Annotated in this window: 20 protein-coding genes; 16 read left to right on the top strand and 4 right to left on the bottom strand. The window is 70.7% G+C overall.

The window, feature by feature from the left end; all coding sequences use genetic code 11:
- Positions 1-145: 145 nt before the first annotated feature.
- The 6 genes from ACFWJW_RS01850 (at position 146) to ACFWJW_RS01825 (ending at position 3,675) form a co-directional block, all read left to right on the top strand.
- Positions 146-1,819, top strand: a complete 1,674-nt coding sequence (locus ACFWJW_RS01850) for a fumarate hydratase (RefSeq protein ID WP_387233377.1) — start codon at positions 146-148, stop codon at positions 1,817-1,819.
- Between the two features lie 257 nt (positions 1,820-2,076).
- Positions 2,077-2,286, top strand: a complete 210-nt coding sequence (locus ACFWJW_RS01845) for a hypothetical protein (RefSeq protein WP_387233375.1) — start codon at positions 2,077-2,079, stop codon at positions 2,284-2,286.
- Positions 2,270-2,746 carry a DUF6879 family protein gene (locus ACFWJW_RS01840; RefSeq protein WP_387233372.1) on the top strand — a complete coding sequence of 159 codons (477 nt, stop codon included), beginning with the start codon at positions 2,270-2,272 and terminating at the stop codon, positions 2,744-2,746. The genes ACFWJW_RS01845 and ACFWJW_RS01840 overlap by 17 nt, the downstream gene beginning before the upstream one ends.
- A gap of 35 nt (positions 2,747-2,781) precedes the next feature.
- Positions 2,782-3,138: a Scr1 family TA system antitoxin-like transcriptional regulator gene (locus tag ACFWJW_RS01835; RefSeq protein ID WP_387233369.1), complete on the top strand. Its 357-nt coding sequence runs from the start codon at positions 2,782-2,784 to the stop codon at positions 3,136-3,138.
- Between the two features lie 88 nt (positions 3,139-3,226).
- Complete coding sequence (locus ACFWJW_RS01830) at positions 3,227-3,493, top strand: hypothetical protein (protein WP_387233366.1); 267 nt, start codon at positions 3,227-3,229, stop codon at positions 3,491-3,493.
- A complete protein-coding gene (locus tag ACFWJW_RS01825; RefSeq protein WP_387233364.1) occupies positions 3,490-3,675 on the top strand; it encodes a hypothetical protein in 186 nt (61 codons plus the stop codon). The genes ACFWJW_RS01830 and ACFWJW_RS01825 overlap by 4 nt, the downstream gene beginning before the upstream one ends.
- Positions 3,676-3,770: 95 nt before the next feature.
- On the opposite strand, the gene ACFWJW_RS01820 is transcribed toward ACFWJW_RS01825, so the two are convergent.
- The 3 genes from ACFWJW_RS01820 to ACFWJW_RS01810 are packed head-to-tail and all read right to left on the bottom strand — an operon-like array spanning position 3,771 to position 5,853.
- A complete protein-coding gene (locus tag ACFWJW_RS01820) occupies positions 3,771-4,424 on the bottom strand; it encodes a TetR/AcrR family transcriptional regulator (protein ID WP_387233361.1) in 654 nt (217 codons plus the stop codon).
- On the bottom strand, positions 4,421-5,110 hold the full coding sequence (locus tag ACFWJW_RS01815; RefSeq protein ID WP_387233358.1) for a DUF4166 domain-containing protein: 690 nt from the start codon (positions 5,108-5,110) through the stop codon (positions 4,421-4,423). The genes ACFWJW_RS01820 and ACFWJW_RS01815 overlap by 4 nt, the downstream gene beginning before the upstream one ends.
- Positions 5,107-5,853 (bottom strand): hypothetical protein, encoded by a 747-nt coding sequence (locus ACFWJW_RS01810; RefSeq protein WP_387233355.1) that lies wholly within the window; start codon positions 5,851-5,853, stop codon positions 5,107-5,109. The genes ACFWJW_RS01815 and ACFWJW_RS01810 overlap by 4 nt, the downstream gene beginning before the upstream one ends.
- 220 nt (positions 5,854-6,073) lie before the next feature.
- On the opposite strand from ACFWJW_RS01810, the gene ACFWJW_RS01805 reads away from it, so the two are divergent.
- From ACFWJW_RS01805 to ACFWJW_RS01785, 5 genes are all read left to right on the top strand, one after another.
- Positions 6,074-7,486: a class II fumarate hydratase gene (locus ACFWJW_RS01805; RefSeq protein WP_387233353.1), complete on the top strand. Its 1,413-nt coding sequence runs from the start codon at positions 6,074-6,076 to the stop codon at positions 7,484-7,486.
- An 87-nt stretch (positions 7,487-7,573) separates the two neighbouring features.
- Positions 7,574-8,305 (top strand): DUF402 domain-containing protein, encoded by a 732-nt coding sequence (locus ACFWJW_RS01800; RefSeq protein WP_387233350.1) that lies wholly within the window; start codon positions 7,574-7,576, stop codon positions 8,303-8,305.
- Positions 8,306-8,516: 211 nt separating this feature from the next.
- Entirely contained in the window at positions 8,517-9,200 is a 684-nt protein-coding gene (locus ACFWJW_RS01795; RefSeq protein WP_387233347.1) for a class I SAM-dependent DNA methyltransferase, read from the top strand.
- Positions 9,201-9,289: 89 nt separating this feature from the next.
- Positions 9,290-11,881 (top strand): SpoIIE family protein phosphatase, encoded by a 2,592-nt coding sequence (locus ACFWJW_RS01790; RefSeq protein ID WP_387233345.1) that lies wholly within the window; start codon positions 9,290-9,292, stop codon positions 11,879-11,881.
- Positions 11,882-12,063: 182 nt separating this feature from the next.
- Positions 12,064-13,533, top strand: coding sequence for a catalase (locus tag ACFWJW_RS01785; protein WP_387233343.1), 1,470 nt, complete (start codon positions 12,064-12,066; stop codon positions 13,531-13,533).
- A gap of 82 nt (positions 13,534-13,615) precedes the next feature.
- Here ACFWJW_RS01785 and ACFWJW_RS01780 read toward each other — a convergent pair whose 3' ends face one another.
- Complete coding sequence (locus tag ACFWJW_RS01780) at positions 13,616-15,886, bottom strand: transglycosylase domain-containing protein (protein WP_387233340.1); 2,271 nt, start codon at positions 15,884-15,886, stop codon at positions 13,616-13,618.
- Positions 15,887-16,193: 307 nt separating this feature from the next.
- On the opposite strand from ACFWJW_RS01780, the gene ACFWJW_RS01775 reads away from it, so the two are divergent.
- The 5 genes from ACFWJW_RS01775 to ACFWJW_RS01755 all read left to right on the top strand — a co-directional run bounded on the left by ACFWJW_RS01775 (position 16,194) and on the right by ACFWJW_RS01755 (position 21,181).
- The gene (locus ACFWJW_RS01775) at positions 16,194-17,165 is read left to right on the top strand and encodes an SPFH domain-containing protein (RefSeq protein WP_387233338.1); all 972 of its coding nucleotides are present in this window, start codon (positions 16,194-16,196) and stop codon (positions 17,163-17,165) included.
- A 73-nt stretch (positions 17,166-17,238) separates the two neighbouring features.
- Positions 17,239-17,505, top strand: a complete 267-nt coding sequence (locus tag ACFWJW_RS01770) for a hypothetical protein (protein ID WP_387233335.1) — start codon at positions 17,239-17,241, stop codon at positions 17,503-17,505.
- A 60-nt stretch (positions 17,506-17,565) separates the two neighbouring features.
- The gene (locus ACFWJW_RS01765; RefSeq protein ID WP_387233333.1) at positions 17,566-18,090 is read left to right on the top strand and encodes a PadR family transcriptional regulator; all 525 of its coding nucleotides are present in this window, start codon (positions 17,566-17,568) and stop codon (positions 18,088-18,090) included.
- On the top strand, positions 18,087-18,776 hold the full coding sequence (locus tag ACFWJW_RS01760) for an ABC transporter ATP-binding protein (RefSeq protein ID WP_387233330.1): 690 nt from the start codon (positions 18,087-18,089) through the stop codon (positions 18,774-18,776). Before ACFWJW_RS01765 ends, ACFWJW_RS01760 begins: the two co-directional genes overlap by 4 nt.
- Complete coding sequence (locus ACFWJW_RS01755) at positions 18,773-21,181, top strand: FtsX-like permease family protein (RefSeq protein WP_387233328.1); 2,409 nt, start codon at positions 18,773-18,775, stop codon at positions 21,179-21,181. The genes ACFWJW_RS01760 and ACFWJW_RS01755 overlap by 4 nt, the downstream gene beginning before the upstream one ends.
- Positions 21,182-21,192 lie beyond the last annotated feature (11 nt).

The following is a 21,192-nucleotide window of genomic DNA, read 5'->3' as shown; positions in this document are numbered from 1 at the left end:
CGGGACCGACCCCGGAAATCGAACAGATCCGGCCGCGCGACGACTGAGCCCTACCTCACAGCGGCGTCCGCGCGCCAGGGTTCTACGCTGTTCAGGCGCTGCCGTAGATGCCAGCCGGACCTCTCCGAGTAAGGAATGACCTTCAATGCCGGAATTCGCCTACACCGACCTGCTCCCCGTAGGTGAGGACAACACCCCGTACCGCCTCGTCACTTCGGAGGGCGTGAGCACCTTCGAGGCCGACGGCCGGACGTTCCTCAAGGTCGAGCCGGAGGCGCTGCGCAAGCTGGCCGCCGAGGCGATGCACGACATTTCGCACTATCTGCGCCCGGCCCACCTCGCCCAGCTCCGCAAGATCCTGGACGACCCCGAGGCCAGCGCCAACGACCGCTTCGTCGCACTCGACCTGCTCAAGAACGCCAACATCGCCGCCGCGGGCGTGCTGCCCATGTGCCAGGACACCGGCACCGCGATCGTGATGGGCAAGCGCGGCCAGCACGTGCTGACCGAGGGCGGCGACGAGGAAGCGCTCTCCCGCGGCATCTACGACGCCTACACCCAGCTGAACCTGCGCTACTCGCAGATGGCCCCGCTGACCATGTGGGACGAGAAGAACACCGGCTCCAACCTGCCGGCCCAGATCGAGCTGTACGCGACCGACGGCGGCGCCTACAAGTTCCTCTTCATGGCCAAGGGCGGCGGCAGCGCCAACAAGTCCTTCCTCTTCCAGGAGACCAAGGCGGTCCTCAACGAGACCTCCATGATGAAGTTCCTGGAGCAGAAGATCCGCTCGCTCGGTACGGCCGCCTGCCCGCCGTACCACCTCGCGATCGTGGTCGGCGGCACCAGCGCCGAGTACGCGATGAAGACCGCCAAGTACGCCTCCGCGCACTACCTGGACGAGCTGCCCGCCGAGGGCTCCCCCACCGGCCACGGCTTCCGCGACAAGGAGCTGGAGGAGAAGGTCTTCGAGCTGACGCAGAAGATCGGCATCGGCGCCCAGTTCGGCGGCAAGTACTTCTGCCACGACGTCCGGGTCGTCCGCCTGCCCCGCCACGGCGCGTCCTGCCCGGTCGCCATCGCCGTCTCCTGCTCCGCGGACCGCCAGGCCGTCGCGAAGATCACCGCCGAGGGCGTCTTCCTGGAGCAGCTGGAGACCGACCCGGCCCGCTTCCTCCCGGAGACGACGGACGAGGAGCTGACCGAGGGCGCCGGCCCGGACCTCGACGCGGTGGCCATCGACCTCAACCGCCCCATGGACGAGGTCCTGGCCGAGCTGACCAAGCACCCCGTCAAGACCCGGCTCTCCCTCACCGGCACCCTGGTCGTCGCCCGCGACATCGCCCACGCGAAGATCAAGGAGCGGCTGGACGCCGGCGAGGAGATGCCGGAGTACCTGAAGAACCACCCCGTCTACTACGCGGGCCCGGCCAAGACCCCCGAGGGCTACGCCTCCGGCTCGTTCGGCCCGACGACCGCGGGCCGGATGGACGCCTACGTCGAGCAGTTCCAGGCGGCCGGCGGCTCCAAGGTCATGCTCGCCAAGGGCAACCGCTCCCAGCAGGTCACCGATGCCTGCGGCACGCACGGCGGCTTCTACCTCGGCTCCATCGGCGGCCCGGCCGCCCGCCTCGCCCAGGACTGCATCAAGAAGGTCGAGGTCCTCGAATACGAGGAACTCGGCATGGAAGCCGTCTGGAAGATCGAGGTCGAGGACTTCCCCGCCTTCATCGTCGTCGACGACAAGGGCAACGACTTCTTCCAGGACCCGGCCCCGGCGCCCACGTTCACCAGCATTCCGGTGCGCCAGGCCAACTGATCGCCTGACCTGCCGGCAGGAAACCGCAGAGCCCCCGACGTGGTGTCGGGGGCTCTTGCTGTACCTGTGCCGTCCCTGCCCGCACGACGGCGTATTCCGATCTGCCCAGGAGGCAGCGAACCGGACCGCGCCGCGACTCACGGGACCGGTTTATGCGAAGACGCGCATAGTCGCGAGAGCGCATGGACGCAGTGGCGTCGCCCCTCGTACCGTCGTCACTACCGGCCCAACTGGGGCCGCGAAACAGGCCGTTTCGCATGTCTGAGCGTGCTGGGCTCACCCGGCTCACGGGCAATGGCAATGGGGAATGCGGGGCGGACGATTGCCCCAACATCTACCTGACGGAGAACGGAGCGTTCGTCGTTCAGGGCGAGGTGTTCAGCGGCTTCGCTCCGCCCGAGGGAGAGAGCCTCGTAGAGATCCCGGAGAGCGTACTGAGGGAGGCGATCCGTGTTCTTGGATGGTGACGAGTGGCGGACAAAGTTCCGCGACTTCCAGAAGGAAGCCTGGCGACTGGAGACCCTGCCACAATATCTCGCCCCTCAAGAGGCGGAAGAGATCGAAGATTTCCGAGCAGGGAAGCGAATCGATCCGGAGACGTTCTCCTGTGATTACACCGAGCGCCTGAGACAGCAGCGACGGGACGGCCGGAGTCAGGGGCGCGTCCATGTGGTGACGCAGCCTCTCTCCGAGTATCTGGAATTCGAGTTCTCTCGGTACTACCAGCCGCACGCCCGAGCCGGCGAGGACATCCGAATCCTTGACGTGACCAACCGGGAGAACCCACTTCCCGAATCCCAGGACTTTTGGATGTTCGATCGGTCCACCGTCGTCCTCATGCACTACGAGTCGGATGGCACACAGATCAGCCGCGAAGTGTACGAGGGAGACCCGGCCCCGAAGGTCGCCCCTCACTCATCGATATAGAGCAGATCCTCAAGGCACTGGATGCTTCCCCCGAGGTGGTCGCAGAAGTGGCCCACCTGGCCAGGGTCGCCAATACGGAGTGGCGGAACCTTCGAGAGCTGCGCCGTAAAGGACTAGGGACGCGGCAAGCGGAACTGAAGGCACTCGAATCGTCCTGCACCCACATGCGGTACTTTCTCCTCTCCATGATTACCGGCCTGCTGGCCACACCCGAATATGCACGGGCCAGCCTGTCCAACTCTCCCGTGGACACCAGCAGGGCAGTGGCCGGAAAGCTGGAAAGGCAAGCGATCCTCTATGACCAGTCGAAGCGATTCACGTTTCTGCTGACAGAGCAGGCAGTCAGGTGGCCCGTGGTGATTGGGCGGCGACCTGCCGTTCATGATCTTTAGTCGAATACGCGACTGAACGACGCAACAGCCGAAACCCCGGTAGAACATTTCATGTTGCCGAGCAAACGAACCGGGGAGGCAATCACCGATGAGCGACGCGAAGACGGCAACGGTGCGGCCCTTTTACCTGCCGCTCCCTCCTAACGATCCCGAACCAGCTGAGGGGTGCGACGTCTGTGCCGCGCTGGTAAAGCAACGCGCAGAAGCGCGAGCCAGCGGCGACTTCTCCGCGGCGTCCGATCGCAATGTGGAGCTGGCGGCACATCCGCATTGCAGGGCCGCCGATCGGAAAAGTTCGTCCGTTCCGGACGGCCCGCCGGTCCGGAAATCCACGAAAGAGGAGGTTGGTGAATGAGCATGGCCGCCGTCGACAGCTATGACACGCGTACGCCCGACGCCGAAGGATGGCGCGGAGTCCCCTTCCGGCACCCCCACGACCTGGTGACCGCTGAGGACGACGGAGAGAAGCACGACGGAGGGCCGATGCCTCCGGAGGCTCCCCGGGAGCCCGCGCCTCAGGGAGGCGACGGCAAGTAGGCGCTGTCTCTGGCTGAACGGCCCCGGTGGTCCGCCTCCCCCTGGCGGACGGCAGGGGCTCCCCCGTCCCGGCAGGCATCCCCAAGGCGCCCTGTTCAACGGCTTCCCGAAGCGCCCCGCCGCCCCGTGCTCCGCCGTATCCGCGCCCGTACCGCCCGCTGGGCCACCGGGCCCAGGTCCTCCAGGACGCCGACCAGGCCGGACAGTTGCTCCAGGGCGTCCAGGGCCGCCAGGGCGCCCTCCGGGTCCACGCCCTCGTACAGTTCCAGGCCGACGAAGCCGGCGGCGAGGGCCCGGGAGAGGCCGGTGACGTCCACGAAGGCGGCGATCGGGGTGCCGGCCAGTACGCGGGTCAGGACGGCTTCGATCTCCTCGATCCACGAGGTGAGGCCGGCGGCGGTCGCGGGGGCGAGGCGGGGCTGGGTCTGGGCGCCGGCCAGGAGCTGGGCGAGGACGGCGACATGGCCGGCGGCGCGTTCCTCGGTGTGCAGTTCCCGTCCCAGTTCCAGGAGTTCGGTGAGGCTGCCGACCCGGGCGAAGCGTTCGCGGTAGTGCTCGACGCGCTGCTCCGCGCCGTGGCGGCAGGCGGCGGCGAGGAGTTCGTCGACGCTGCCGAAGTGGTAGAAGACCAGGGCCTGGTTGACGCCCGCGGTGGCGGCGATGGTGCGGGCCGAGGTCTTGGTGATGCCCTGCTCGGTGAGCGTCCGCAGCGCTCCGTCGAGCAGTTTCGTACGGGTATCGGGGCTCACGCCCGCGCCTCCTCGCGCAATGGCCGCAGTCCGGCGCGTACCCCGCGCTCGGCGACGTTCATGAACTCGGCGTCGAAGGACCCCTCGTAGCCGAAGAGCGGGCCGAACCGCCGGTTGCCGACCCGTACCTGAATGCGGAAGCACCCGGCCGCGTCATCGTACGACTCGCGGACCACGGCGTCGCCGCCGATCAGGTCCGGTACCCGGACGTCGACCGGCCCCTCCCGGAAGCGGTGCTCGCCGGAGCGGATGACCAGGGCGCCGCTGTCGTCGACCGTGAAGTGCAGGTCGGTGGCGAGGTGCTGGTGGGTGCCGAGGTAGTCGACGACGCAGCCGCGCTCGGGGCTGAAGACCATGGTGGCGTCGAAGCGGCGGGGGCGGCGCGGACGGCCCGGGAAGGAGAAGGTCCGGACGAAGGTGACGGTCTCGCGGCCGAAGGAGTCGGTGTACGGGACGTTCTCGATGACGAAGGGGATGTCCCGGCCGGCCTGCGGGACGAGGATGTGGCGGCTGCCGCCGAGGGCCAGGAACGGCCGGACGAAGCTGCGGCCGTGCCAGATCCGGTCCATCGTGCCCCGCCCGACGCACGCCTCACCGCTGTCGAGCCCGACGGAGAAGCGCCGCCGGATCTGCGGGTGCAGCCGGTCGAAGTCGGCGCCCAGGGCGCGCTGGAAGATCGAGGTCATGACTGCTCCAGGGTGGCGAGGAGGGCGGTCGGGGCGGCGGCGCTCCGGTCGCGTCCGGCGGCCCGCTCCGGCGGGCGGCGCAGACAGCGGCGGGCGGCGGGGGTGCCGGGCAACGGCGGCAGCAGCACCGCGGCGGCCGCCACGGCCGGTACGGTCGCGGCGAGTACGGCCACCGGGGACACCGGGGCCACGGGGGCGAGGGCCGCGGTGACGAGAACGGCGGCGATACGCACGAACAGCTCCGCGAGCGCGTGGCGCAGCGACCGCTCGGGGGTGATCCCGCGCTCGCACCACAGCCGCAGCCGGTCGAAGGACCAGGCGGTGGCCCAGCCCATGAGCGGCCGGAAGAGGAGCCGGTCGGCGAGCCGGCCGAAGCGCCCCCAGCGCGGCCGGTAGTCGTATCCGGTGAGGAAGCGCAGCTCCGCGCCGTCCGGTATGTACCGCCAGTACCCGCGGCCCTCCTCGATGAGCGAGAGCGGATGGGCGGAGGCGAAGCGGAGGGCGGAAGTCCGGGTGCCGTCGGGCCGGTTGCGCTCACCGGCCGAGACGCCGGTGCCGTCGACCGTGAGCAGTGGCAGCACGCGGGTGGCGTAGCGGAAGCGCTGCGGCTCCCCCGGCGCGCACGGCAGGTAGTCGATCTCGCTGAACCTCAGGTCCCAGCGCTGGTGCCGGTCCGGCAGCTGGCTCCGGTCCCACACCTCGTCGAGCCCGGCGCGGATGCGCGCCTCCACGTACAACCCCATGCGGCTGCCTCCACCCCAGACGTTTGAGCGACTGCTCAAAACGCAGCGTAGAGGGTTTTGAGCAGTCGCTCAAGGCGGTTGTCCGGACGGGGCGTTCGGGCCGGCCCATCGCGGCGGCACCCGGATCCCGCCGTGGGCCGGCGGCCGCGGGCGCCCCGCAGGCAGGTGACTTACGGCCGCGCCCGGGAACAGACCGCCGTTTCCGGGCACTGACATAGGTATGAGTGACAACAGCGCATTCGGCGACTCCGACGACTTCCGGACCGAGCACGACTCCATGGGTGAGGTGCGGGTCCCGGCGCATGCCAAATGGCGGGCGCAGACACAGCGGGCGGTGGCGAACTTCCCCATTTCCGGGCAGCGGCTGGAGCGGGCGCACATCGCGGCGCTGGCCCGGATCAAGGGGGCGGCCGCCCTGGTCAACGGCGAGCTGGGGGTGCTGGACAAGGAGATCGCGGAGGCCGTTCAGGAGGCCGCCGCCGAGGTCGCCGAGGGGCGGTGGGACGAGCACTTCCCCATCGACGTGTTCCAGACGGGGTCCGGCACGTCATCGAACATGAACACCAATGAGGTCATCGCGACGCTGGCGGGTGAGCGGCTGGGCCGGGAGGTGCATCCGAACGACCATGTCAACGCCAGCCAGTCGTCCAACGACGTCTTCCCGTCGTCGATCCACATCGCGGCGACCTCGGCGGTCCTCAACGACCTGATTCCGGCGCTGGAGCATCTGGCGGAGGCGCTGGAGCGGAAGGCCGAGGAGTTCGCCGAGGTCGTGAAGTCGGGCCGGACGCATCTGATGGACGCGACCCCGGTGACACTGGGTCAGGAGTTCGGCGGCTATGCCGCCCAGGTGCGCTACGGCGTCGAGCGGCTGCGGGCCTCGTTGCCGCGGCTGGCGGAACTCCCGCTGGGCGGCACGGCGGTGGGGACGGGCATCAACACCCCGCACGGATTCTCGGCCGCGGTGATCGCCGAGGTGGCGCGGGCGACCGGGCTGCCGCTGACCGAGGCGCGCAATCACTTCGAGGCGCAGGGGGCCCGGGACGCGATCGTCGAGACCAGTGGGCAGCTGCGGACGATCGGGGTCGGGCTGACGAAGATCGCCAACGATCTGCGGTGGATGGCCTCGGGGCCGCGGACCGGGCTCGCCGAGATCGCGCTGCCGGATCTCCAGCCGGGTTCGTCGATCATGCCGGGGAAGGTCAACCCGGTGATCCCGGAGGCGGTGCTGATGGTGGCGGCGCAGGTCACCGGCAATGACGCGACGGTGGCGGCGGCCGGGGCAGCCGGCAACTTCGAGCTGAATGTGATGCTGCCGGTGATCGCGAAGAATGTGCTGGAGTCGGTGCGGCTGCTCGCCAATGTCTCGCGGCTGCTGGCGGACCGTACGGTCGACGGGATCACCGCGAACGTGGATCGGGCCCGGGAGTACGCCGAGTCGTCGCCCTCGGTCGTCACGCCGCTCAACAAGTACCTCGGGTACGAGGAAGCGGCGAAGGTCGCCAAGAAGTCGCTCGCCGAGCGGAAGACCATTCGTGAGGTGGTCCTGGAGGGCGGCTATGTCGAGCGGGCGCTGCTGACCGAGGAGCAGCTGGACGAGGCGCTGGACGTGCTGCGGATGACGCGCCCGTAAAACGGCACGGCGCAGGATAGCGCGTTCGTTACGCCCGGTGCGGCTCACGTCACGGCGCGCTCCGGGCCGCGCCTCTAAGATCTGCGCATGACAGCGGACATGGTGGACACGACGGAAGGCGAGGCGGCCGGCGGTCGCGGGGCGGCCGGGGCGAGGCGGGCGGCGGACGGGGCGCGCTGGGCGCCGGGGGACCACATCCTCTGGCGCTATCGCGACAACGCCGATGCCGGGCGGTTCCACATCTGCCGGCCGATGACCGTTGTCCAGGACACCGATGAGCTGCTGGCGGTGTGGATGGCGCCCGGCACCGCCTGCATCAAGCCGGTGCTCGCCGACGGCACACCGGTCCACCGCGAGCCGCTGTCCACCCGCTACACCAAACCGCGCCGCACCGCCCGGGACCACTGGTTCGGCACCGGCGTGCTGAAGCTGGCCCGGCCCGGCGACCCGTGGTCGGTGTGGCTGTTCTGGGAGCGCGGCTGGCAGTTCAAGAACTGGTACGTCAATCTGGAGGAGCCGCGCCGCCGTTGGGCGGACGGCATTGACTCCGAGGACCACTTTCTCGACATCTGTGTCTTTCCGGACCGGCACTGGGAGTGGCGGGACGAGGACGAGTTCGCCCAGGCGCAGCGGGACGGGCTGATGACGGACGCCCAGGCCGCCGAGGTCCGGTCGGCGGGCCGGGCCGCGATCGCACAGATCTCGGCCTGGCGCGCGCCGTACGCCGACGGCTGGGAGGACTGGCGGCCCGACCCGGCCTGGGGTGTTCCCCGGCTCCCGGCGGACTGGGACCGCGCACCGGAGCGTTTGCGGTCGTGAGGGAGTGAAGTGAAACGACGTGAGTGAAGAGGGCGAACCGTGGAAAGGTGCGCCTATGGGCAAAGCTGTTTCCCGCGGGGCGGGAGACGGGGCCGAGCCCCCTTGCTGCGCCCCGGGCCTTCAAACGTAGGATCGTCCTCCGCAAGACTGCACAGGCGCAACTCCAGAACTGGAAAACGAACTTGACCGCGGTCGCAGGAGGGGCGAGGTCGTGAGCGCGACTAGCTACGACGGATATGAGGGGCTGAACCGGTTAGCACTGGACCGGGCCGGCCAGGCCGAGGCGTTCGACGCGATCGGCGACCGGTATGACGACGCCTTTCCACACAAGGAGGGCCAGCTCGCTTCGGGTGCCTGGCTGGCCGACACCCTGCCGGCCGGCTCGCGCATCCTGGACCTCGGATGCGGTACCGGCCTGCCGAGCGCCCATCAGCTCTCGGACGCCGGGCACCGCGTGGTGGGTATCGATCTCTCCCCCTCGATGATCAAACTGGCCCGGCAGAACGTCCCCGCTGCCGACTTCCACCGGCTGGACATCGCCGATCTGCGCGGCGGCCGGCTCGGCGGACCGGGCTCCTTCGACGGTATTGCCGCTTTTTTCTCCCTCCTGATGCTGCCCCGTGCCGAAATCCCTTACGCATTGGGCATGCTCCATGATCTGCTACGTCCTGAGGGGCTGCTCGCCCTGTCGATGGTCGAGGCGGATGTGGACGACTTCACGATTCCGTTCCTGGGCAACTCGATCCGGGTATCGGGTTACCTGCGGGACGACCTGCGCCGGGTCGTGCACGACGCGGGTTTCGACGTCGTCGGGGAAGATGCCTACGCATACGCCCCGTCAAGTACGGACGTACCACCCGAGATCCAGCTCTTTCTGCACCTGCGACGCGCTTGAGACGCAGCGCGTCGGGCGCGGCCGCACGGACGGCCCGCTCGGAACGCGGCGCGTCGGGCGCGCAGCCCCGGACGGATGGAATCCCACGCGTGACGGAGCACCCCACCTCCCACGAATCGCGGCAGTCGGCACCGACCGCCGCGTCCTCGCTGTCCCCTGCCCGGGGGCCGGCCGGGACGGCGCCGCTCGGCGCGGTCCCCGACCCGCGCAGCGCCCTCCAGCAGCCCGGCACGACCGGCTGCGTGCCGGCGCCCGGCACCGGTTTCGCGGTGCGCGGCGGTGACGACATAGGTCTCGCCGGTGTCACCGTCACGGCCTCGGCGGGCCCGCCGGCCGGCCGTGACGACGGCGAGCCGGCCGCGGACCACGGCGCGGCGCGGCGGGACCCGTCGGCGGACGCGGACAGCGCCGCCGCCGGGCACTCCGGCGGGCGTGCCACCGAGCACTCCGCCACGCACCGCGGCGGCCATCCCGCCGCATGCGACGCCTCGGTCCCGTATGGGGAGGCGTACGGCGACTCGTACGGGGAGGTGTCCATGCCTGCGAGCGGACGGCCGGAGGGGGCGGACCGGGAGACGGCCCGGGCCGGACGGCGGGTGGCGCAGGGCGCGGTGGGCCGCGCCGAGGCGCCCGAGCCGGGTGAGGAGCCGCGCCGCGGGCACCGCCCGCACCACGGCGGTGAGGGAGTGGGGCGCCCGCGCGAGGGCGGCGGTCCGTCCGGCGCCGGGCGGTCGCGGCCGCGCGGCGGTGACCCGGGCGGGTCGGTGCCGGAGCAGGCGCCGCACGGCGGACGGTCGGCGGCCTCGGATGCCCCGCACGGTGCGGTGTCACGGCCGGCGGCCGGGGAGGCCACCGGGGAGCAGGTGCCCGCACCGGCCGGCCCGCCGCCGGGCCCGCTGCCCACTCCCCCGGCCCGCTCGGCACATCCGGGCGAGAGCGGTGAGGTGGCCGCGGCCCGGCAGGCCGGCGGGGACCGGCTGCGCTTCATCGGGGCGGCGACCCGGCGGATCGCCCGGGGCATCGACCTCGACGAGATCGTGCTCGGGCTGTGCCGGGCGACGGTACCGACGTTCGCCGACGCCATCCTGGTCTATCTGCGCGATCCGCTGCCGGTGGGCGATGAGCGGCCGACCGGTCCGGTGGTGCTGCGGCTGCGCCGTACCGACCGGATCCCGGAGGAGCCGGACACCAACGGCGGCCGGCTGCCGATGCTGCCCGCACAGCCCGATCTGGGCCCGGCGATGGGCGGCAGCGCGGCGGAGCTGGCCGAGGTGGAGCCCGGCGGTCCGCTGGCCGAGGTGCTGCGGGGCGTACGTCCGCTGTTCGGCGAGGCCCAGGCGGCGCGTACGGCGCTGCCCGAGCTGCTGGGGCCGGATCCGCGGCTGCCCAGTGGCCACCGGGTGATCCTGGCGCCGCTGCGCGGCCGCCGCCGGGTGATCGGTGCGGCGGTGTTCCTGCGCCGTCCGGACCGGCCGGCGTTCGAGCCGGACGATCTGCTGGTGGCGGCGCAGCTGGCGACGCACACCGCGCTGGGTGTGGACAAGGCGGTGCTCTACGGCCGCGAGGCGTACATCGCCGACGCGCTCCAGCGCACGATGCTGCCGGACTCGCTGCCGCAGCCGACCGGCGTCCGGCTGGCCAGCCGCTATCTGCCGGCCGCCGAGACGGCCCGGGTCGGCGGCGACTGGTACGACGCGATCCCGCTGCCCGGGAGCCGGGTCGCGCTGGTCGTCGGCGATGTCATGGGGCACTCGATGACCTCGGCCGCGATCATGGGCCAGCTGCGGACCACGGCCCAGACGCTGGCCGGGCTGGACCTGCCGCCGCAGGAGGTGCTGCACCACCTCGACGAGCAGGCCCAGCGGCTGGGCACGGACCGGATGGCGACCTGCATGTACGCGGTCTACGACCCGGTCGCGCACCGGATCACCATCGCCAACGCGGGCCATCCGCCGCCGGTGATGCTGCACCGCGGCGGGCGTGCCGAGGTGCTGCGGGTGCCGTCGGGCGCGCCGATCGGCGTCGGCGGGGTGGACTTCGAGGCGGTGGAGCTGGACGCACCGGCGGGCGCCACGCTGGTCCTCTACACGGACGGCCTGGTCGAGTCGCGGATCCGGGACGTGTGGACCGGGATCGAGCAGCTGCGGGAGCGGCTGGCCGAGACGGCCCGGCTGACGGGTCCCAACCCGCCGCCGCTGGAGCCGATGTGCGACGAGGTGCTGGACATGCTGGGCCCCGGCGACCGCGATGACGACATCGCGCTGCTGGCGGCCCGGTTCGACGGGATCGCGCCCAGCGATGTCGCCTACTGGTACCTGGACCCGAAGGCGCAGACCGCCGGCCAGGCCCGTCGGCTGGCCCGGCGGGCGCTGGCCCGCTGGGGCCTGGACGAGCTGACCGACCAGTTGGAGCTGCTGGTCAGCGAGGTGGTGACGAATGCGGTGCGGTACGCGGAGCGGCCGATCACGCTGCGGTTGCTGCGCACGGACGTGCTGCGCTGCGAGGTCGGGGACGATGTTCCGCAGCTGCCGCGGCTGCGGCAGGCCCGGCCGTCGGACGAGGGCGGGCGGGGGCTCTACCTCGTGAACCGGATGGCGCGGCGCTGGGGCGCGACCCGGCTGAGCATGGGCAAGGTCGTCTGGTTCGAGCTGTCGATGCCGCCGGGGACGCCGCGCCGCTGAGGTCTGCCGGGCGCCCGGCCGCGTCCCACATATTGGACCCCGTCTGAGACCGGACGGGGTCCAACTCTTGCCGACAGGCAGTCCGGGGAGTTGACTGCTTGGGTGGACGTAAGGGACCGGCTGCCCCAATTCGGGCCTGCCCGCTCCCGGCTCCCCGCCGTCGAGACAGGAGGCACTCCTCCATGACCAGCACCGCGCCCCACGACCCGCGCACCACGAACAACGCCGGCATCCCGGTGGAGAGCGACGAGCACTCACTCACCGTGAGTCCCGACGGCCCCATCCTGCTCCAGGATCACTACCTCATCGAGAAGATGGCCCAGTTCAACCGCGAACGGGTCCCCGAGCGGGTGGTGCATGCCAAGGGCGCCGGCGCGTACGGCTTCTTCCAGGTCACCAACGACGTCAGCCAGTTCACCAAGGCGGATCTCTTCCAGCCGGGCAAGACCACCGAGATGCTGGCCCGCTTCTCGACCGTCGCGGGTGAGCAGGGCTCCCCCGACACCTGGCGCGACCCCCGTGGTTTCGCGCTGAAGTTCTACACCCAGGACGGCAACTACGACCTGGTCGGGAACAACACCCCGGTCTTCTTCGTCCGTGACACGATCAAGTTCCAGGACTTCATCCGCTCGCAGAAGCGCCGCCCGGACAACGGGATGCGCGACAACGACATGCAGTGGGACTTCTGGACGCTCTCGCCGGAGTCGGCGCATCAGGTGACCTGGCTGATGGGCGACCGCGGTATCCCCAAGACCTACCGCCACATGAACGGCTACGGCTCGCACACCTATATGTGGGTCAACGCCGGTGGCGAGAAGTTCTGGATCAAGTACCACTTCAAGACCGACCAGGGCATCGACTTCCTCACCCAGGAGGACGCGGACCGGATCGCCGGCGAGGACGGCGACTACCACCGGCGCGATCTCTTCGAGGCCATCGACGGCGGGAACGTCCCGTCGTGGACGCTGTATGTGCAGGTCATGCCGTTCGCGGACGCCCCGGACTACCGGTTCAACCCGTTCGATCTGACCAAGGTGTGGCCGCACGGCGACTACCCGCTGATCGAGGTCGGGCGGATGACGCTCAACCGGAACCCCGAGGACTACTTCATCCACATCGAGCAGGCGGCGTTCGAGCCGTCCAACATGGTGCCGGGTGTCGGCCCCTCGCCCGACAAGATGCTGCTGGGCCGGCTGTTCTCCTACGCGGACACCCACCGGTACCGCATCGGCCCCAACTACGCCCAGCTGCCGCCCAACCGGCCGCGGGTGCCCGTCCACTCGTACGCGAAGGACGGCCCGATGCGGTACGAGCCGTCCCGCGCGGCCCGGCCCTACGCCCCGAACAGCTACGGCGGCCCGACGGCGGACACCCGGCGCTACGGGGAGCCCGCGGGCTGGGAGACCGGTGGCGAGATGGTCCGCGAGGCGTACACGCTGCGCCGGGACGACGACGACTTCGGCCAGCCGGGCACGATGGTCCGCCAGGTCCTCGACGACGCCGCCCGCGACCGGCTGGTCAGCAATGTCTCCGGTCATCTCCGCAACGGCGTCAGCCGTCCCGTGCTGGACCGCGCGGTCCAGTACTGGCGCAACATCGACAAGAACGTGGGCGACCGGATCGCCCACCACGTGAACGGGGACGGGGGCTGAGGCCCGCCTCCTCCCCCCACGCACACCGCGGCCCCCACCCTGGCGAGGGTCGGGGCCGCGGTGTGCGGTGCCGGGAGCGGCGTCAGTTGAAGTCGGTCAGGCTGTCTTTGCCGCCTCCGCCGCCGCCGTTCCCGCCGGTCGGCCTGCCGCCGGTGTCCCCGCCGTCCACGCCGCCGGCCGGCGGGCTGGAGCTGGGATCTGTCGGGGTGGCCGGGTCCGACGGCTTGCCGCTCCCGGACTCCGACGGCGAGGTGCTCGGGCTCGACGGCGTCTGCGACGGGGTCTTGCTCGGCGTCTCGGACGGGGTCGGGCTCTTCGACGGGGTCTGGCTCGGCGTCGGGGTGGGGGTCGGCGGGACGCCGGCACCGAGATCGGTGTCGAGGTCGAACTCCGCGCCGGTGCTGCCGCCCAGCGCCGACGCCGTGTAGTCGGCCCAGACCCGGGCCGGGTAGCCGCCGCCGTTGACCCGGCCGCCGCCACCGGTGCCCTTCAGGGTGACCTGGGCGCCGCCCTTGGGGGACTCACCGAACATGCCGACCGCGGTGACCAGCTTGGGCGTGTAACCGACGAACCACGCCGACTTGTTGTCGTCGGAGGTACCGGTCTTGCCGGCCGCCTCGTACGCGGTGTTCTTCACGGACTCCGAGGCGGTGCCGTCGTTGACCACGCCGGTCAGGACCGAGGTGAGGGTGTCGGCGGTGCGGCGGCTGAGGACCTGGTCGCCGATCGGGTCCTTGAGCGGGACCTCGGTCTGGACGCCGTTGACGGGGTGCGACGCCTTCTTGACCAGGGTCGGGGTGACCTTCTTGCCGTGGTTGTCGAGCGTGGCGTAGGCCCCGGCCATCTGGAGCGGGCTGGCGCCCATGGTGCCCAGGGTCATCGCGGGCTTGGCGTCGATCTTGGAGCCGTCCATGCCCAGGCTGACCGCGGTCTTCTTGATCTCCTCCAGGCCGACGTCCGCGCCCATCTGCGCGAAGACCGCGTTGACGGAGTTGTTGGTCGCCGTCTGGACGCTGATCTTCCCGTACTGGTGCTCGTCCTCGTTCGGCGGCGCGAAGGGGATGGTGCCGCCGACGACCGGGCGGCGGTTACGGCCGTCGTAGATCGTGTTCGGGGTGATCGGCAGGCGGTCCTGGGTGACCGCGTTGTTCTCCATCGCCGACGCCAGGATCAGCGGCTTGAAGGTGGAGGCGGGCTGGTAGTCGGAGCGCGTGGCGTTGTTCGTGTAGTGCTTGGGAGGGCCCGCGCCGCCGTACATCGCCACGATGTGACCCGTCTTGGGGTCCACCGAGGTGGCACCGAGCTGGACGTCCCTGTCGACCTTGCGGTTCTTGGGGTCCAGGTCGTCGGTGAGCTTGCGCTTGACGGACTTCTCCAGCGCCTGCTGCTTCTTCTTGTCGATGCCGAGGGTGACGGTCCAGCCGCCGGCCTCGAATTCGGTCTCGTCGACGCCCTGGGCGAAGAGCTCGTCCTTGGCCTGCTTGACCAGGTAGCTGGTCTGGCCGCTCACGCCGGGCAGCGGCTTGGGGTCCTGGGGCACCTCGAACTTCTGCTTGGCCCGGTCCGCCGCGGGGAGCCACTTCATCTCGACCATGTTGTCGAGGGTGTACGCCCAGCGCTCCTTGACCCGCTTCTGGCCGGCCTTGGTCGCGCTGGACCAGTCGTACTGGCTCGGGGCCTGGAGCAGCGAGGCGAGGTAGGCCCCCTCCGAGACGGTGAGCTTCTCGACGTCCTTGCCGTAGTAAGCCTGGGCGGCGGCCTGGATGCCGTAGGCGCCGCGGCCGTAGTAGCTGGTGTTGATGTAGCCGGCGAGGATGTCGTCCTTCTCGAACTTGTTGTCCACCTTGAGCGAGATGACGATCTCCTGGAGCTTGCGGGAAACCGTCTGCTCCTGGCTCAGGTAGTAGTTCTTGACGTACTGCTGGGTGATCGTCGAGCCACCCTGCTTGCCCTGGCCCCGCAGGGTGTTGAACACACCGCGCAGGGTGCCCTTCAGGTCGACGCCGGAGTCGTCGTAGAAGGTCTTGTTCTCCGCGGCGACGAAGGTGCGCTGGACGTCCTTGGGTATGCGGTCGATCGGGACGCTCTCCCGGTTGACCTGGCCGACCCGCGCCATGACCTTGCCATCGGCGTACTTGTAGACATTGCTCTGCAACTTGGCAGCGCTGTTGCCCTTGGGGATGTCCACGTACAGATACAGGCCGATGAAACCGAGGATGCCCAGCAGGCACGCCCCGAGGAAGGCTCCGAGGAGCTTCTTCCAGGTGAAGAAGCGGCGTATGCCGGACTTCTTTTCTTGCTTGGCCCGGCGAGCGCTTCCCTGTCGCGCTCGTCTCGCGTCCGCTCGGCCCATCGCTTCAGCAACTCCAGTCGTTCCGCCCCCAGCTAACTCAGCTGTTGAAGCTAACACCGCATCTGTAAACAAATACTCATCGATACAGGCTTTTCCTGACGTGACAAACAGCACCCGCCACGACGGAACCATGGGGTGGGTTTTGCGCGTCGCCCCGCTCTCACCTGGTGCCTTGCCTCCGGAGAGCCCCCGCGCAGTACTGGACGCCGCGGCTCGGCGAGCGCTAAAGTGCTATCACTTTGCTAGACCAGCGACATCACCAAATGCGGCGGACATCACCCGTCGCACCTGGAGAAACGGGGACCCCATGTCCGACCAGACACCGGCCGACCGCACCGGCGGCCCCGGCGACGACCTCACCGTCGACGCCCCCGAGATGCCCAGACCACAGGTCCGCGAGGTCCCGGCGCACAGCATCGGCGGCGGCCTGGCCCTGCTGCTGACCGTGCTCGGGGTCGCGCTGGGCATCGTCGCGATCATCAGCGGCGGCATACTCGGCGACGGCGGCAACAAGGCGACCGGCGTGCCGCTGATCATCGGCGGTGTCCTGCTGCTGCTCACCTCCTTCTTCTGCATGACCGGCGTGAAGATGGTCGCGCCCGGCGAGGCCCGCGTGATCCAGCTCTTCGGGCGCTACGTCGGCACCATCCGCACCGACGGGCTGCGCTGGGTCAACCCGCTCACCAGCGCACGGAAGATCTCCACCCGGGTGCGCAACCACGAGACCGCCGTCCTGAAGGTGAACGACGCCTACGGCAACCCCATCGAGCTGGCCTCGATCGTGGTCTGGCAGGTCGAGGACACCGCCCAGGCGCTCTTCGAGGTCGACGACTTCCTGGAGTTCGTCGCCACCCAGACCGAGGCGGCCGTCCGGCACATCGCGATCGAGTACCCCTATGACGCCCACGACGAGGACGCCCTGTCGCTGCGCGGCAACGCCGAGGAGATCACCGAGAAGCTGGCCCTGGAGCTGACCGCCCGGGTCCAGGCCGCCGGCGTACGGATCATCGAGTCCCGCTTCAGCCACCTCGCCTACGCGCCCGAGATCGCCTCCGCGATGCTCCAGCGCCAGCAGGCCGGTGCGGTGGTCGCGGCCCGCCAGCAGATCGTCGAGGGCGCCGTCGGCATGGTCGAGCAGGCACTGGTACGGATCAGCGAACAGGGCATCGTCGAGCTGGACGAGGAGCGCAAGGCAGCGATGGTGAGCAATCTGATGGTCGTGCTGTGCGGCGACCGGGCCGCCCAACCGGTCCTGAACACGGGCTCGCTCTACCAGTGAGCGAGCGCAGCGAGCGAACCATCGAAAGGTGCGCGCCGAGCGAGTGCGAGGCCGAGCGAAGCGAGGCTTCGGCATGAGTGCCGACACCCCCGAGGGATCCGGCGCCGAGGGCGGGCGGACCCCCGCGCGACGGCCGCAGCAGCGCAAGCAGGTGCTGCTGCGGCTGGACCCGTTGATCCACGACGCGCTGGCCCGCTGGGCCGGCGACGAACTCCGCAGCGCCAACGCCCAGATCGAGTTCCTGCTGCGCAAGGCCCTGGCGGAGGCCGGCCGGCTGCCGAAGGACGCGGGGGCGATACCACGACGGGGGCGGCCGCCCAAGGAGCCGGAAGAGGGCTGAGGAGGTGCTATACGCCGCATGTATACACCCCCGGCACACCCCCCGAGTAAGGTGATCGCCATGTCAATCGGTCATACGCTGCTGGGCCTTCTGGAGTCCGGTCCGCGCCATGGGTACGACCTCAAGCGGACCTTCGACGAGCACTTCGGGCAGGACCGTCCGCTGCACTACGGGCAGGTCTACTCCACGATGTCCCGGCTGCTGAAGAACGGGCTGGTCGAGGTGGACGCCGTGGAGGCCGGGGCCGGGCCGGAGCGGAAGCGGTACGCCATCACGGACGCCGGGGTCACCGATGTCGCGCAGTGGCTGGCCCGGCCGGAGAAGCCCGAGCCGTATCTCCAGTCGACGCTCTACACGAAGGTCGTCCTGGCGCTGCTGACCGGCCGGAACGCCGTCGAACTGCTCGACAGCCAGCGCGCCGAGCATCTGCGGCTGATGCGCGGACTGACCGAGCGCAAGCGCAGCGGCGACCTCGCCGACCAGCTGATCTGTGACCATGCGCTGTTCCATCTCGAAGCCGATCTGCGCTGGCTGGAGCTGACCGCCGCACGGCTGGACAAGCTGGCGGAAGCGGTCCGCCCGTGACGCCGGAGGGCTCCCTGCTCGCGGCGGAGGGGCTGTGCAAGTCCTACGGGGCGACGCCGGCGCTGGACGGCGTGGAGTTCTCCGTCCACCCCGGTGAGGTCGTCGCCGTCATGGGGCCGTCCGGCTCCGGCAAATCGACCCTGCTGCACTGCCTGGCCGGGATCATCAGCCCGGACGCCGGTACGGTCCGCTACGGCCCGCACACCCTGACCGGCCTCAGCGACGCCCAGCGCAGCGCCCTGCGCCGCAGCGACTTCGGCTTCGTCTTCCAATTCGGCCAGCTGGTGCCGGAGTTGACCGCGCTGGAGAACGTGGCGCTGCCGCTGCGGCTGAACGGCACCACGCGCAAGGAGGCCGAGCGGCAGGCCCGCGCGTGGCTGGAGCGGCTGGAGGTCGACGACGTCCGGGGCAAGCGGCCCGGGGAGATATCCGGCGGCCAGGGCCAGCGGATCGCGGTCGCCCGCGCCCTCGCCACCCGGCCGCGGGTCATCTTCGCCGACGAGCCCACCGGCGCGCTGGACTCCCTCAACGGCGAGCGGGTGCTGAACCTGCTGACCAACGCCGCCCGGGAGAGCAATGCCGCGGTGGTCCTGGTCACCCACGAGGCCCGGGTCGCCGCCTACTCCGACCGGGAGATCGTCGTCCGCGACGGCAAAGTGAAGGACACGCCGGCGGGCTTGATATGAGCCTGCTGCGCTCGCGGGCCGTGCGCGACGGCGGTCACGGCGACGACCGCGCGCCCGGCCCGCCCGCGTCCCCGCGCACCGGCCCCGGCGCCTGGGCCCGGGACCTCGCGATGGGGATGCGGTTCGCGGCCGGCGGCGGCCGCGAGGGCTGGATCCGTACGGCGCTGACGGCCGCCGGGGTCGCCCTGGGCGTGGCCGTCCTGCTGCTCGGGTCGTCCGTGCCGAGCCTGATGGACGCCTGGCACGGCCGGGAGAAGGCCCGCGAGAACCTGGGCCAGCTGCACGAGCCGCCGCGCGCCGACGACACCGTGCGCTACACCTCGACCGACACCGTCTTCCACGGGATGCCGGTCCGTGGCCGCGTGGTGTGCCCGGACGGCGCGCATCCGCCGGTGCCGCCCGGCATCCGCCACCTCCCCGGCCCCGGCCGGATGCTGGTCTCCCCCGCGCTCAAGGAACTCCTGGACTCCCCCGAAGGCGCGCTGCTGCGCGACCGGCTGGACTACCGGGTGGCCGGCACCATCGGCGACGAGGGGCTGAGCGGCCCGCGGGAACTCACCTACTTCGCCCAGAGCACCGGCCTCGCCGCAGCCGAGAGCTATCGCATCGACCACTTCGGCAAGAACTGGCGCCCGGCGCCGATGCGGGCGCCCGCCGTGGTCCTGGTGATCATGACGTGTGTGGCGCTGATGACGCCGGTGCTGGTCTTCATCGGCACCTCCGTACGGTTCGGCAACGAGCGCCGGGAGCGGCGGCTGGCCGCGCTCCGGCTGGTGGGCGCCGATGTTCCCACGACCCGCCGGATCGCCTCGGGGGAGGCGCTGTTCGGCTCGCTGCTGGGGCTGGTGGCGGGCGGGGCGCTGTTCCTGGGCGGCCGGCAGTTCGCTTCGGTGATCACGCTGTGGGACATCAATGTCTTCCCCTCGGACGTGGCCCCCGGACCGCTCGCCGTGGCACTGATCGCCGTGCTCGTACCGACGGCGGCGGTGGCGGTGACGCTGTTCGCGCAGCGCGGGGTCACCGTCGAGCCGCTGGGCATCGTCCGCCACCGCCCGCCGGTCCGCCGCCGGCTGTGGTGGCGTCTGGCGCTGCCCGCCGTGGGCGCCCTGCTGCTGGTGCCACTGGCCCGGGAAACCCCGTGGCGGGACACCCCGTTCAACACCCTCCGGCTCGCGGCCGGTGCGCTGCTGCTGCTGCTCGGCGTCACCGCGCTGCTGCCCTGGCTGGTCGACGCGGTGGTCGGCCGGCTGCACGGCGGGCCGGTCTCCTGGCAACTGGCCGTCCGGCGGCTCCAGTTGAACAGCGGCTCGGCCACCCGCGCGGTCAGCGGCATCACCGTCGCGGTGGCCGGCGCCCTCGCGATCCATATGCTGCTGACCGGTATGCAGTCCGGTTTCAGCCAGGCGTACGCCGAGTCCGGCAAGCTGCCGCGGATCGGTCTGTGGGGCAACGCCCGTGACTGGCCGCAGGTCCAGCGGGCGCTCACCGCGCTGCGCGCCACCCCCGGGGTGACGGCGGCCCGCGGCACGATCGGCGCCAACGCCGACCTGCTGCCCACCCCCGGGCAGCCCCGGTCCACCGACCGCTTCGCGACGATCGCCATCGGCAGCTGCGCCGAGCTGCGCACCCTGGCCCGGCTGGACTCCTGCCGGGACGGCGAGGTCTTCCTCACCGGCGCCCGCGGCCACACCCTCGGGCCCGGCGCGACCCTCGATCTCAACCCCCCGTACGAGAAGAGCGATCCGGCGCGGCCGCACCCCTGGAAGGTCCCCACGGCGGCCCGCGAGGCCCGGCTGCGGGACCCCGGCCGCGCCCCCGAACGCGTCCGCTACGACCTGCTGGCCACCCCCGCCGCGGTCGACATCAGCCGCTTCCGGTACCCCAGCGCGGATTACCAGGTCGACTTCGACCGTGACACCCCGGACGCGGTGGAGCACATCCGCAACACCGCGGCCCGGATCGACCCGACGATGGCCGAGCTCTCCTCGGTCGACAATCCCCATGACGCGCAGTACTCCAGCGTCCGCAACGGCCTGTTCGCCGGCGCCGTCATCACCCTGCTGCTGATCGGCTCGGGCCTGATCATCTCCACCGTCGAACAGCTCCACGAGCGCCGCCGTGTGCTGTCCACCCTCGACGCCTACGGCACCCGCCGCAGCACCCTGGGCTGGTCGGTGCTCTGGCAGACCGCCCTCCCGGTCGTCCTCGGCCTGGGCCTGGCTCTGGGCTGCGGCCTGGCGCTGGGCGCGCTGCTGCTGACGATGATCGACAGCAGGGTGACGGTGGACATCCCGGTGGTGGCGGGGATGACCGGCATCGGCGGCGGCGTGATCCTCTTCGTGACGGCGCTGAGCCTGCCGCCGTTGTGGCGCCTGATGCGCCCGGACGGCCTGCGGACGGAGTGAATCTGCGAGAT

Source organism: Streptomyces sp. NPDC127097 (assembly GCF_042724075.1).
Classification (GTDB): domain Bacteria; phylum Actinomycetota; class Actinomycetes; order Streptomycetales; family Streptomycetaceae; genus Streptomyces.
The sequence above is the reverse complement of the archived record's forward strand: the minus strand, read 5'-3'. Positions and strand labels throughout refer to the sequence as shown.